An 11,062-nucleotide genomic window follows, 5' to 3' on the forward strand; every position below is an offset into this window, starting at 1 on the left:
TTCTGCGCCTCCATCAGCTCCTCGAAGGCCGCCTTGGCCGCCTTCGTATCGCCGAAATCCGTCTCCTCGAAGTCGCTCAACGCCCGGTCCCGCGCATCGCCGAACCGACCGGCCGCCGCGCACAGCCCGTCGGTCCACTCGCCCACTGCCAGCTTTTTCGTCGAATCCCCGCAGGCCGCAGCCAGCAGCGCCAGCGGCACCAGCAGCGCCGCCCCAATCCGCATCCAGCCGGTCATCGAAAAAACCTCCGCGCCGCGTGTCACGGCCTTCCCGCATTCTCCCGGCATCGGCCCGGCACCATCAACCAGCGGCCGCCGCTGCGGCGAACCTCAGCCCCGCGGGTGCAGGATCTCGCGCAGCGCCTCGCAGACCGCGTCCACCTCCGCATCCGTCATCGAAGGGAACAGCGGCAGGGAGATCGCCCCCTCGAAGATGCGCTCCGCCACCGGGAAATCGCCGGGCTGCCAGCCCAGCCGCCGGTAGGCCGAGTGGTAGTGCAGCGGGATGAAATGCACCGAGGTGCCGATCCCGCGTGCCGCCAGCTGCCGGATCACCTCGTCGCGCCCCACCGGCGAACGCTCCGTATCCAGCCGCACCACGAACAGGTGCCACGCGTGCCGGTTCGCCGCATCGAAGGCCGGCAGCCGCAGCAGCGGCTCATCCCGGAGATTGGCGAAGTACCGCATCGCCGCCCGCGTCCGCGCCTCCGTGAGCTGCTCCAGCTTCGCCAGCTGCCGCCGCCCGAGCGCCGCCGCCAGGTCGGTCAGGTTGTCCTTGAAGCCGAACTCCACGATGTCGTAGCGCCAGCTCCCGCCCGCGTCGTACCGGTTCCAGGCGTCCTTCGTCATCCCGTGCAGCGTCAGCACCCGAACCCGCTCGCTCAGCTCCTCGTCGTCCGTCGCCAGCGCGCCGCCCTCGCCCGTTGTCATGTTCTTCGTCGCGTAGAAGCTGAACGCCGTCGCATCCCCGATCGTCCCCACCATCCGCCCCCGGTACCGGCTGCCGATGGCATGGGCCGCATCCTCCAGCACACGGATGCCCTTCGCCCGCGCGATCGCCAGGATCGCGTCCATGTCGCACGGCTCCCCGGCGAAGTGCACCGGGATCACCGCCCTGGTTCGCGGCGTAATCGCCCGTTCGAACGCCTCGGGGTCGAGATTCGCGTCGCTCTCCCGCACATCCGCCAGCACCGGGCGCGCCCCCGTGTGCACCACCACGGTCGCCGTCGCCGAAAAGGTATAGACCGGCACCACCACCTCATCGCCCGGGCCGATCCCCCACGCCCGCAGGCAGAGGTGCAATGCCGCCGTGCACGAATTCACCGCGTTCACGAAGCGCGCCCCCGTATACGCCGCCAGCTCCCGCTCGAACTCCCGCACGTTCGGCCCGCTCGTCAGCCAGCCGCTGCGCAGCGTCTCCGCCACCGCCGCCACATCCTCCTCATCGATCGCCGGGCGGAAGAAGGGGATGCGCAGCTCAGCCATGCCCGCAGTGTACGATGCAGACCGCTACCGACCATCACCCGGGGGTACCCATGGCCGATATCCGTCACCGCACCATCTCTGCCAACGGCATCCGCATGCACCTCGCCGAGGCCGGCCCCGAAAGCGGCTTCCCGGTGGTCTTCTGCCACGGCTTCCCCGAGCTCTGGTACAGCTGGCGGCACCAGCTCCGCGCACTCGGCGATGCCGGCTACCGCGCCATCGCCCCCGATATGCGCGGCTACGGCGGCACCGATGCCCCCGAAGATCCCGCTGCCTACACCATGAAGATCCTCTGCGCCGATATGGCCGGCCTGCTCGATGCGCTCGGCATCCCCCGCGCCGTCTTCGTCGGCCACGACTGGGGCGGCGCCGTCGTCTGGCAAATGGGCCTCCGCTACCCCGACCGGGTCGTCGCCATCGTGGGCCTCAACACCCCCTACGCCCCGCCCTCCGGCCGCCGCACCACCGAGGCCCTGCGCGATTACCACGGCCTCACCGACGACACGTTCTACATGCGCTACTTCCTCAAGCCCGGCGTCGCCGAGGCCGAGCTCGAGCGGGACATCGCCCTCACCTTCCACAAGATCTTCATGGACCACACCCGCGCCGAAGACTTCACCACCTTCATGAAGGTCGGTGGCGATGGCTCCGGCGTCCTCGCCCGCATCCCCGATGACCGCCGCTCCTTCCTCTCCGATGACGAGATCGCGGTCTACGTTGAGGCCTACTCCCGCACCGGCTTCCGCGGCGGCCTCAACTGGTATCGCGCCGCCGACCTCAACGCAGACGAAGCCGACGCCCCCGCGGGCCCCCAGCTCCACCTGCCCGCCATGATGATCACCGCCGCCGATGACACCATCCTCCGCCCCGAAATGGCCGCGGCCATGCCCGCCCTCATCCCCGGCATCCGTATGGAGCACCTCGAGCGCTGCGGTCACTGGACGCAGCAGGAGCGCCCCGATGAGGTCAACCGGCTCCTGCTCCACTTCCTCGGGTCGCTTCAGCCTGCCACCGCCTGAACCTCAGAGCCGCGGGCGCCGCCGAAGCCGCCGCCGGAACAGCGGCCGTCGGAATCGGCGAAACGGGAACAGCCAGCGCAGCATAGGGCGCACCTCGCGCAGGGGGCTCTCACACCGGGAATGGCGCGGACCGCCCCGGGGGTGACGGCCCCGGCACCGTTCAGCTGCAGCAGCCCTCCCCGGCCTCCGGCGGGCAGCACAGCTCCATGCAGAAGCGCGCCAGCCAGCGGATCGCCTCCGGCTCGAGGCAGTAGCACGCCCCCGGCCCCTCGACCTCCCCGCGCACGATGCCGGCCTCTCTCAGCACCTTCAGGTGCTGCGAAACGGTCGATTGCGCCAGCGGAAGCGTGGCCACCAGCTGGCTCACGCACGCGTTCCGCCGCGCCAGCTCGCTCACGATCGCCACCCGGGCGGGGTTCCCGAGCGCCCGGAAGTAGGCCGCCGCGCGCTCCTCGTCGGTCGTCAGGTTCGGGATGGTCTTCATCGCCCCCTCAGTCTACCCGGCGCCTGCGCCATGCGTCCCTCACCCGCCCGTCAGCACCCGCAGCCGCGCATCGATCTCCCGCAGCGGCGCGCCCCGGCCCCAGCGCTCCAGCACCGCGCTGCGCCCATCCAGGTTCGGGCCGAGGCTCCCTGCCGCATGCCGCTCGACCAGCCGCGCGAGCTCTGCAGCCACCGCCTCGAATCCCGACGCCTGGACCGCACCCGGCATCGGGTGTGTCCAGATCACGTACCGCCCGCGCGAGACCGCCTCCGCCGCCATGAACGACTGGCCATCGTGCGTCGTCAGCCGGATGAGCACGGTCACCTCCCGGTAGAGCGCCTCCATGTCCTCCGCCCAGCCCCGGGCCTCCAGGTTCGCCGGCAGCGGCCCCGGGAGCGTCTCCGGGGGCGAAGGGACCAGCAGGAAGCGCACCCCGGGGAATGCCTCCACCAGCCGCCGCATCGTCTCCCAGTCGAACACCTCCCGGGCGAACGCATCAACCGGGTAATAGAGCAGTGCCGTGAAGCGCTCCGGCAGCGGCGGCGGCTGGCCCTCCTCCAGCGGGATCGGCAGCGGCACGTATTCAGCCCGCACGCCCGCGAGCCGCAGCTCCTCTACCAGCCAGGGCGCATCGCACCAGTGCACGGCGCGCTCGGCGATCGCCGTCGAACCCCGCCGACGCCGGTGCGCCTCCACCGCCAGCTGCACGTCCGTCCCAACCCAGTGAATCACCACCGGCCGTCGCCGCACCCGCAGCAGCAGGTCCTGCGGCGACCACCGTTCGAATCGGCTCCCGATGAGGTAGACCACCTCTGCCCGTGCCACTGCCGCCGCCACGCGTGCCCAGCCCGCAAGGTTTCGTCCCGGGTGCGGCAGGTAGTGCGCGCGCCAGCCGAGGCCGGAAAGCTCGCCCGCCAGCCGCCGCCCGAAATACGGCAGGCCCAATACCGCCACCCGGCGGCCGCGCTCAGCCACCCGCGCCCCCGCCCGCCGCGCGCGCCCGCGGCGCCAGCACCGTCGCCCCCGGCGCCACATCCCGGTCCACCAGCGCGTGGGCGCCCACTGTGGCCCCCTCGCCGATGGTCACCCCGTGCAGCACCGTGGCACCCAGCCCGAGGTAGGCCCCCCGCCCGATCCGCACCGGCCCCTGCTCCCGCGGCCGACGCTCCCGCAGCGGCCCGGGGCCCACATCCAGGTGCGTCACGATGCTGCAGCGCATCGAAAGCGTCGCCTCGTCCTCGATCGTCACCCGGTCGGCCAGGTCGATCAGCACCCCCGTACCGAGGTGCACCCGGTCCCCGATCCGCAGCTTCGAAAAATCTCCATCCGCGTTCACGATGTACAGCGGCCCGTGAATCGAAACCCCCCGGCCCACGTCCGCACCAAACGCCGCCAGCAGCTCCGCGTGGTCCCGCACCGTCGACCGCAGCTCCGCCGCGATCCCCTCGACCCCGTCGCGCAGGTAGCGCAGCCGCCAGCGCCAGCGCCGAACCGTCCCCAGCCGCCGGCGCAGCGGCCCTGCCCACGGTCGCAGCAGGCCCCGCAGCCGCGCCAGCAGCATCACCAGTGCCCCTCCGAGGTCACGCTGTAAAACCTCCGTAAACAGTTTCCCCGCCAGTGAGGAGCAGGAAAAACCCTGCTTGCCCGCATACCTTCCCACTCCTACGCTGACAACACCAGCCCATGCCGGGCTCCATGTGAGGCGATATGAAACGAGCGATTCTCCTTGCCGCCGGCGCCATCGCCGCCGCGTTTGCTGCCATCCCCGCCCTTGTCGCCGCCCAGGGCGCACCCCCGTCGCCGCCTGCCACCTTCTACGGCAGCGTGCCATCCGGCATCGGCCCCGGGCAGGGTGTCCTCGCCATCGTCACCAGCGGCTCCAGCTCGCAGACCTGCGGAATCGGCCAGACCGTTGCCGATGGCAGCGGCGTCGCCTATGTCGTCGACGTTATCGCAGATAGCCAGCTTGCCGGCTGCGGCGCGCCCGGCCGCACCATCCAGTTCTACTTCATCGGCAACCGCCAAATGGCGACCACCACCGGCACCTGGAGCGGCGCGGGCCCCGTCCAGCTCAACCTCACCGGGCTCGGCAGCCCGCTCACCACGCGCAACTATGGGCCGCAGGTCGCCAAAGACGGCACCAACTAGCCGGTCCGCCGCATGACACCGCAGCGCCGCCGCAGCGCGGTTCGCCGGGCAGCCCTGGCAGCCGTCGCCGCGGCGGCGTTCTGCATCCCTGTCGGCGCCCGCGCCCAGCCCGCCAGCCCCGGCCCGCCCGATTTCGCCTGGCCCTACGGCATCGTCCGCCTCGACGGCGCCAACATCGAACCCCCCATCCAGCCCGTCATCGCCCTGGTCAACGGCCGCGCCTGCGGCAGCGACCTCACCCGCATCGCCGAACCCGGCCCCGGCACCCCGCCCACCGATGTCGGCCGCACTGCCTACGTCGTCGACGTCCTCGCCGACGGCCAGGCCCCCGGCCAGCGGCCCGGCTGCGGCGTCCCCGGGCTCCCCATCCTCCTCTACTTCCCCGCCCTCGGGCGTTTCGCCCTCCAGCAGCCCACCTTCGCCCCCGGGCCCCAGCGCCTCGACCTCGACCTCGGCCCGGGTCTCCCCTACCGCCTCGCCTCCCCTGTCGTGGCCAGCGATGGCACCAACTGACAGCCCGCTCAGCCGGCCTCGCCCGTGAGAAAGCGGCGCGGCACCTCCCGCAGCATCAGGTCGATGGTCTCCTGTGGCACCCCGTCGCGCACCAGCGCCGGCGCCGCCACCGTCGAGACGAACAGGTAGCGCGTTGGACCCTGCGCCGGCGCGGGCTCCTGCCCTTTCACCACCGGCATCGGCGCGTAGTCGTGCCCCAGCATCAGCCGCTCGGCCCACCCCCGCTCGATCAGCGCCTTCACCGTCGCGTTCCGCTGCTCCCAGGTCGGCCGTCCCGGCGCCCCCGGGTAGCGGTCCATCGAAAGGTACACCCCGCGCTGCAGCAGCCGCTCCAGGTAGGCCACGTCCGTCGTGTCCGCGCTGTGCCCGATCGCCACCCGGTCCATCTGCACCCCTTCCTCCTCGAAAATCCGCACCTGCTGCCAGCCCACCTCCTCCGGCGCCCACTGGTGCGTGCTGATCGGGCAGCCCGTCCGCCGGCAGGCCCGCGCCGCCCCGCGCAGGACCCGCTCCCCCTCCGGCGTCACCCCGCCCATATCGTTCGCGACCTTGATCACGCCTGCCCGGATGTCCGTGCGCCCAATCCCGACTTCGATCTCGTGCACGAAGATGTCCGCGATCTCATCGATGTCCCGCGTCCAGAACGACCGCGGGATGTCCCGCCAGATGCCCGTCGCCACCACCACCTGCATCCTCGATGCCTGCGCCACGTCCCGCACGAACTCCACATCGCGGCCGAGGTCCGGCGTCGTCAGGTCGATGATCGTGTCCACCCCGCCGGCCTTCGCCTCCGAAAGCTCCCGCACCGCGTTCGCCCGCGTGGCCTCCCAGTCGAACCGCCACGGGTAGTGGTGGTTGTCCTCCCCCATCCCCACCAGCACATGCTCGTGGCTGAGCGTGACCCCCAGCCGGCTGCCGTCGATCGGACCAAGAACTGTCATCACCTGCGCCATGCGCGCGATTCTGCCGGCCCCGCCGGACCCTGTCCACGCCGCCGCGCGACCGTTCTGCGCGAACCGCCGCCGCTATCCCGCCCCGCGCCTGACAACCCGCGCCCCAGCCGCTACACTCCCGCCACAGCCAGCGCCGGCCCGCTGGCCGCCGCCACCGGAGGTGCCCCATGCCTGAATTTCCCTCGGTCGAATGGTTCCGAACCGCCGCCGACCTCCTCAATCAATCCGACAGCTTCAAGCGCCTCGGCACCTGCGATGCCGAGATGGGCGTCCAGGTCGGCGACCGCTACTTCGAAATCGACTTCGAAGCCTTCGAAGTCAAGGATGTCAAAGAGATCGACGCCGCCCGCGCCGACGAGCTCGATTTCGTCCTCGTCCAGTCGCTCGATGACTGGAAGGCCATGATTGAGGACATCCAGAAGAACGGCCGCGCCACCCACGAGTACACCCTCAACTCGCTCGACCTCCGCAGCGCCGAGGAGTTCGCCCGCGGCAAGGACTACCACCGGCGCGATACCTTCTACCGCTTCAACCAGACCTTCCAGGAATTCTTCGACATGGCCGCGAAGATCCCCACCACCTTCCCGGCCGCCGTCGCCTGAGGCCCGCGGGGCGCCCGCCGGGCTACACTGGGCCGATGGATGCCCCGTTTTCGCTCAAACTTCTCCGCTTTACCGCCGACTTCCACGATTGGGCCAATGAGCGCATCCTGCGTGCGGCCCTCCAGGCCGGGCCCGGCGCTGCCGCCGCGCGCATCCCCGGCAGCTACGGCGACGGCTCCCTCCACGCCCTCCTCGCCCACCTGGTCGCCTCCGAACGCCACTGGCTCGCCCGCTGGCAGGGCAACCCCGAGGCCCGCCTCGACGGCCCCGCCACCTGGCCCACCCTCGAAGCCGTGCACGCCGCCTGGGAGGAAGCCCGCCCCGCACGTGCCGCCTTCTTCGCCGGCCTCGATGAGGCCGCCCTCCGCGGCATCTGCCGCTACCGGCGGAATAATCCCCCCATCCCCGATGAGCGACCCCTCTGGCAGCTCATCCTCCACGTCTTCAACCACTCAACCCACCACCGGGCGGAGGCCGCGGCGATCCTCACCACCATCGGCCACCCGCCCGAGAGCGTCGACATGATCGACTACATCCGCCGGGAGGGCTGAGCCCCCGTCAGACCGCGTCCAGCGGGTAGGCCGCCACCGAGAGGATCGGCGGCAGCGTGCCCGGCAGGCGGGTCCACGCCGAGCCCAGCTCCCGCCCGAAGTACACCTCGCCGTTCGTTGTGCCGAAGTACACCCCCTCCGGCTCTAGCCCGTCGGTGTCCATGGCATCGCGGTAGACGCTCTGGTAGTCGTGCGGGCCCGGCAGCCCGCTGGTCAGCCGCTCCCACGTCGCCCCGGCGTCCATCGTCCGGTACACCGCCAGCTGGCCGTTGCAGACGCGGAAGTTGTCCGCCTCCATCTCCAGCGGCACCACGAAAACCGCGTCCCGGCCCTGCTTCGTCACCGCCAGCGGGAAGCCGTGGAACGACGGCAGGCCCTTCGTCACATCCACCCACTGCCGCCCGCCGTTGTCCGAGCGGAACACCCCCACGTGCGCCTGCCCCCAGCAGCGGTCCGGGTTCTTGGGGTCCAGTCGGAACTTGTGGAACTCGTTCGCTGCCAGCGGGTCGACCCCCTCCGGCATGGGGAACTGGTCGTTCATCTCCGGGAACATCTCGCTGATCTTCTCGAACATCTCCCGCACCTCCGGCGAGGTCGCGATCGCCGTGTGCCAGCGCGGCTCCCAGGTTGCACCGCCGTCGAGCGACACATACGCCCCGCCCGTCGCAATCGAGACATAGATCACCCGCCGGTCGCGCGGGTCGAGCTCCACCGCCGTCAGCGCCGATGCGCCGCCGCCCGTCATGTGCCAGAACTTCCGGTCCGGGGCCCGGTTCAGCGAATCCACCGGCGCCCAGCTCTCGCCCCAGTCCTCCGACCGGAACAGCCCGGCCGGCTGCGTTCCGCACCACACCACCCCCGGCTCATCCCGGTGCCCGGGCGTAATCGCCCAGGTGTTGTCGATGGTGATCCCCATGTCCTGCGGGAAGCCCAGCCCCGGGCTCCGCTGGTCCCAGGTCGCGCCGAAGTCGTCGCTCCGCGCCACCGAACGGCCCCACGCCCAGTGGTTCGCCGCCAGCAGCAGCCGCGCCGGCCGCCGGCGCGTGTCCAGCGCCGCCTGGTACACCGAGGTCCCCTTCAGCATCGGCGCCGAAAGCTCCCAGCGCTCCCGCGCCGCATCCGATCGGTAGATAAAGAACCCCTTGCGGGTACCAACCAGCAACATTGTCCCGGGCATCTGTTCCTCCTTCAGCCCGCCTGGCGCGGCCCGGAGGCCGCCTGTTCGTTCGCCGCCGCGCAGCTTAGGCCCTGCGCGCAGCGGCCTCCAGTGCCGCGACATCCAGCTTCGACATCGCCAGCATTGCGCCCATCAGGCGCTCCCGCGCGGCCGGCTCACCCACAGAAAACCACTCGTCCATCGTCAGCCCCCCAATCGTCCGCGGCACAATCTGCCACGAAACCCCGAACCGGTCCTGCAGCCACCCGCACACCTGTGCCGCCGGGTCCCCGCCCTCCGCCAGCGCCTCCCAGTACCGGTCGATCTCCTCCTGCGAGTCGCACTCGATGATGAACGAGAACGCGGGCGAAAGCGAAAACGCCGGGCCGCCGTTCAGCCCCATGCAGCGCACCCCGTCCAGCTCGAACGAAACCGTCATCACGCTGCCCGGCTCGTGTCCATGCGTCTCCCGCCCGGCTTCGGTGTACCGGGTCACCCCCGTAATCCGCGAGTTCGGGAACAGCGCGCAGTACCGCGCCGCGGCCTCCAGCGCGTCGTCGTTCGAAAACCACAGATGAACCACCGGCGCCCCAACCATGGACCACCTCCGGGCGAGCAATGCAGGAAAAGTATACTAGCAGGAATCTGCCGTCAACTTCCCATGGGGGTATACTCCCGCCATGCCCCCGGACTCCGTCACCATCGAAGCCGCCGGGCAGACCGTCACCATCACCAACCCCCAGAAGCTCTACTTCCCCGCGGCCGGCATCACCAAGCTCGAGGTGGTCACCTACTACCTCACCGTCGCCGAGGCCGCCCTCCGCGGCGTCCGCGGGCGCCCCCAGAACCTCAAACGCTTCGTCGACGGCATCGAAAAGCCCCCCTTCTTCCAGAAGCGCGCCCCCTCCGGGCTCCCGCCGTACGTCCGCACCGCGCGCGTCGCCTTCCCCAGCGGCCGCAGCGCCAACCTCGTCGTCATCGATGACGCCGCCGGCCTCGCCTGGCTCGCCAACCTCGGCTGCATCGACCTCAATCCCTGGCCCGTCCGCGCCGAGGATACCGACCACCCCGATGAGCTCCGCTTTGACCTCGACCCGACCCCCGAGGCTGACTTCGGCATGGTCAAAGAAGCCGCCCTCCTCCTCCGCGACCTCCTCCGCGAGTACGGCTACACCGCCTACCCCAAGACCTCCGGCAGCCGCGGCATCCATATCTACGTCCGCATCCAGCCGCGCTGGGATTTCATCGCCCTGCGCCGCGCCGCCCTTGCCCTCGGCCGCGAAGCCGAACGCCGCGCCCCCGGGCTCGTCACCACCGCCTGGTGGAAGGAAGAGCGCCGCGGCGTCTTCATCGACTACAACCAGAACGCCCGCGACCGCACCATGGCATCGGCCTACTCGCTGCGTCCGACCCCCGACGCCCGCGTCTCCACCCCCGTCACCTGGGACGAACTGCCCGGGGTCGAACTGGCCCAGTTCACCATCCGCACCGTGCCCGCGCGTCTCGCCGCCATCGGCGACCCCGCAGCCGGCCTCGACGACGTCGCCCACAGCCTCGAGCCCCTGCTGGAACTCGTTCGCCGCCACGAAGCCGAAGGCCTCGGCGATGCCCCCTATCCCCCGCACTTCCCCAAGGCCCCCGGCGAACCCCCGCGCGTCCAGCCTTCCCGCGCCCGCCGCCCCCGGCCCGGAGGAGGTTGAAGGTAGGAGGTGGGAGGTTGGGAGCCGCAGTCACCGGGGCAACCTGCCGGCGGCGAACCACTAGCCGCTCATGGATTCTACGTTGGGCCTGCGCCACGGGATGCGCCGGCACGCACCGATTCACCGATTCGCCGAAACGTCACGCTCCAACCTCCAACCTCCAACCTCCCACCTTCCACCTCCCACCTCCAACCTTCCACCTCCCACCTCCCACCCGGTATCCTTGACCGCGGAGAGGTGTCCGAGTGGTTTATGGTGCCGCTCTCGAAAAGCGGTGTGGGGCAACCCACCGGGAGTTCGAATCTCCCCCTCTCCGCCAGCACGCACTCATCCCAACGGCCCGGGACGTCCCCGGGCCGTTGAGCACCCCCTCGCCTCCCCGCCCCCGCCCCGCTAGGATTCCCCCGTGCGCCTCTTCCTCCTCTTCTACGACTACGTCCCCGATATCCTCG

Annotated in this window: 13 protein-coding genes, 1 tRNA gene and 1 pseudogene; 7 read left to right on the forward strand and 8 right to left on the reverse strand. The window is 70.7% G+C overall.

Features of this window, described 5'->3' with window-relative positions; all coding sequences use genetic code 11:
- A pseudogene (locus VAE46_RS11100) lies at positions 1–236 on the reverse strand (hypothetical protein); the annotation flags it as partial.
- A 93-nt stretch (positions 237–329) separates the two neighbouring features.
- Positions 330–1,484 (reverse strand): DegT/DnrJ/EryC1/StrS aminotransferase family protein, encoded by a 1,155-nt coding sequence (locus VAE46_RS11105; protein ID WP_322797000.1) that lies wholly within the window; start codon positions 1,482–1,484, stop codon positions 330–332.
- Between the two features lie 50 nt (positions 1,485–1,534).
- Here VAE46_RS11105 and VAE46_RS11110 point away from each other — a divergent pair, with 50 nt between their 5' ends.
- Positions 1,535–2,503 (forward strand): alpha/beta hydrolase, encoded by a 969-nt coding sequence (locus VAE46_RS11110; RefSeq protein ID WP_322797001.1) that lies wholly within the window; start codon positions 1,535–1,537, stop codon positions 2,501–2,503.
- Positions 2,504–2,663: 160 nt separating this feature from the next.
- On the opposite strand, the gene VAE46_RS11115 is transcribed toward VAE46_RS11110, so the two are convergent.
- Genes VAE46_RS11115 through VAE46_RS11125 form a run of 3 tightly spaced genes read right to left on the reverse strand, consistent with a single transcriptional unit; the run spans position 2,664 to position 4,548 of the window.
- A complete protein-coding gene (locus tag VAE46_RS11115) occupies positions 2,664–2,987 on the reverse strand; it encodes a metalloregulator ArsR/SmtB family transcription factor (protein WP_322797002.1) in 324 nt (107 codons plus the stop codon).
- A 39-nt stretch (positions 2,988–3,026) separates the two neighbouring features.
- Entirely contained in the window at positions 3,027–3,962 is a 936-nt protein-coding gene (locus VAE46_RS11120) for a hypothetical protein (RefSeq protein ID WP_322797003.1), read from the reverse strand.
- Positions 3,955–4,548, reverse strand: coding sequence for an acyltransferase (locus VAE46_RS11125; RefSeq protein WP_322797012.1), 594 nt, complete (start codon positions 4,546–4,548; stop codon positions 3,955–3,957). The genes VAE46_RS11120 and VAE46_RS11125 overlap by 8 nt, the downstream gene beginning before the upstream one ends.
- 146 nt (positions 4,549–4,694) lie before the next feature.
- Here VAE46_RS11125 and VAE46_RS11130 point away from each other — a divergent pair, with 146 nt between their 5' ends.
- Both VAE46_RS11130 and VAE46_RS11135 read left to right on the forward strand, forming a co-directional pair.
- A complete protein-coding gene (locus VAE46_RS11130) occupies positions 4,695–5,135 on the forward strand; it encodes a hypothetical protein (RefSeq protein WP_322797004.1) in 441 nt (146 codons plus the stop codon).
- Positions 5,136–5,147: 12 nt separating this feature from the next.
- Positions 5,148–5,648 carry a hypothetical protein gene (locus VAE46_RS11135; RefSeq protein ID WP_322797005.1) on the forward strand — a complete coding sequence of 167 codons (501 nt, stop codon included), beginning with the start codon at positions 5,148–5,150 and terminating at the stop codon, positions 5,646–5,648.
- A gap of 8 nt (positions 5,649–5,656) precedes the next feature.
- On the opposite strand, the gene VAE46_RS11140 is transcribed toward VAE46_RS11135, so the two are convergent.
- Entirely contained in the window at positions 5,657–6,589 is a 933-nt protein-coding gene (locus VAE46_RS11140) for a hypothetical protein (RefSeq protein WP_322797006.1), read from the reverse strand.
- A 179-nt stretch (positions 6,590–6,768) separates the two neighbouring features.
- Between VAE46_RS11140 and VAE46_RS11145 the strand changes: the two genes are divergently transcribed.
- Positions 6,769–7,203 carry a hypothetical protein gene (locus tag VAE46_RS11145; protein WP_322797007.1) on the forward strand — a complete coding sequence of 145 codons (435 nt, stop codon included), beginning with the start codon at positions 6,769–6,771 and terminating at the stop codon, positions 7,201–7,203.
- 35 nt (positions 7,204–7,238) lie between these two features.
- The gene (locus VAE46_RS11150) at positions 7,239–7,754 is read left to right on the forward strand and encodes a DinB family protein (protein WP_322797008.1); all 516 of its coding nucleotides are present in this window, start codon (positions 7,239–7,241) and stop codon (positions 7,752–7,754) included.
- 7 nt (positions 7,755–7,761) lie between these two features.
- On the opposite strand, the gene VAE46_RS11155 is transcribed toward VAE46_RS11150, so the two are convergent.
- Together VAE46_RS11155 and VAE46_RS11160 are read right to left on the reverse strand one after the other, a co-directional pair.
- The gene (locus tag VAE46_RS11155; RefSeq protein WP_322797009.1) at positions 7,762–8,931 is read right to left on the reverse strand and encodes a sialidase family protein; all 1,170 of its coding nucleotides are present in this window, start codon (positions 8,929–8,931) and stop codon (positions 7,762–7,764) included.
- Positions 8,932–8,995: 64 nt separating this feature from the next.
- Positions 8,996–9,508 (reverse strand): VOC family protein, encoded by a 513-nt coding sequence (locus VAE46_RS11160; RefSeq protein WP_322797010.1) that lies wholly within the window; start codon positions 9,506–9,508, stop codon positions 8,996–8,998.
- 82 nt (positions 9,509–9,590) lie between these two features.
- On the opposite strand from VAE46_RS11160, the gene ligD reads away from it, so the two are divergent.
- On the forward strand, positions 9,591–10,610 hold the full coding sequence (ligD, locus tag VAE46_RS11165) for a non-homologous end-joining DNA ligase (protein WP_322797011.1): 1,020 nt from the start codon (positions 9,591–9,593) through the stop codon (positions 10,608–10,610).
- A 231-nt stretch (positions 10,611–10,841) separates the two neighbouring features.
- Positions 10,842–10,929 (forward strand) — tRNA-Ser (locus VAE46_RS11170).
- Positions 10,930–11,062: the final 133 nt, after the last annotated feature.

It is taken from the genome of Tepidiforma sp. (genome assembly GCF_034433535.1).
Classification (GTDB): Bacteria; Chloroflexota; Dehalococcoidia; order Tepidiformales; family Tepidiformaceae; genus Tepidiforma.

Excerpts from the sequence above, each read along its gene's own strand:
- VAE46_RS11155 (WP_322797009.1), bottom strand. The coding sequence starts at position 8,931 with ATGCCCGGGACAATGTTGCTGGTTGGTACCCGCAAGGGGTTCTTTATC.
- VAE46_RS11110 (WP_322797001.1), top strand. The coding sequence starts at position 1,535 with ATGGCCGATATCCGTCACCGCACCATCTCTGCCAACGGCATCCGCATG.
- VAE46_RS11150 (WP_322797008.1), top strand. The coding sequence starts at position 7,239 with ATGGATGCCCCGTTTTCGCTCAAACTTCTCCGCTTTACCGCCGACTTC.
- VAE46_RS11145 (WP_322797007.1), top strand. The coding sequence starts at position 6,769 with ATGCCTGAATTTCCCTCGGTCGAATGGTTCCGAACCGCCGCCGACCTC.
- VAE46_RS11105 (WP_322797000.1), bottom strand. The coding sequence starts at position 1,484 with ATGGCTGAGCTGCGCATCCCCTTCTTCCGCCCGGCGATCGATGAGGAG.
- VAE46_RS11130 (WP_322797004.1), top strand. The coding sequence starts at position 4,695 with ATGAAACGAGCGATTCTCCTTGCCGCCGGCGCCATCGCCGCCGCGTTT.
- ligD (WP_322797011.1), top strand. The coding sequence starts at position 9,591 with ATGCCCCCGGACTCCGTCACCATCGAAGCCGCCGGGCAGACCGTCACC.
- VAE46_RS11125 (WP_322797012.1), bottom strand. The coding sequence starts at position 4,548 with ATGCTGCTGGCGCGGCTGCGGGGCCTGCTGCGACCGTGGGCAGGGCCG.
- VAE46_RS11135 (WP_322797005.1), top strand. The coding sequence starts at position 5,148 with ATGACACCGCAGCGCCGCCGCAGCGCGGTTCGCCGGGCAGCCCTGGCA.
- VAE46_RS11140 (WP_322797006.1), bottom strand. The coding sequence starts at position 6,589 with ATGACAGTTCTTGGTCCGATCGACGGCAGCCGGCTGGGGGTCACGCTC.
- VAE46_RS11115 (WP_322797002.1), bottom strand. The coding sequence starts at position 2,987 with ATGAAGACCATCCCGAACCTGACGACCGACGAGGAGCGCGCGGCGGCC.
- VAE46_RS11160 (WP_322797010.1), bottom strand. The coding sequence starts at position 9,508 with ATGGTTGGGGCGCCGGTGGTTCATCTGTGGTTTTCGAACGACGACGCG.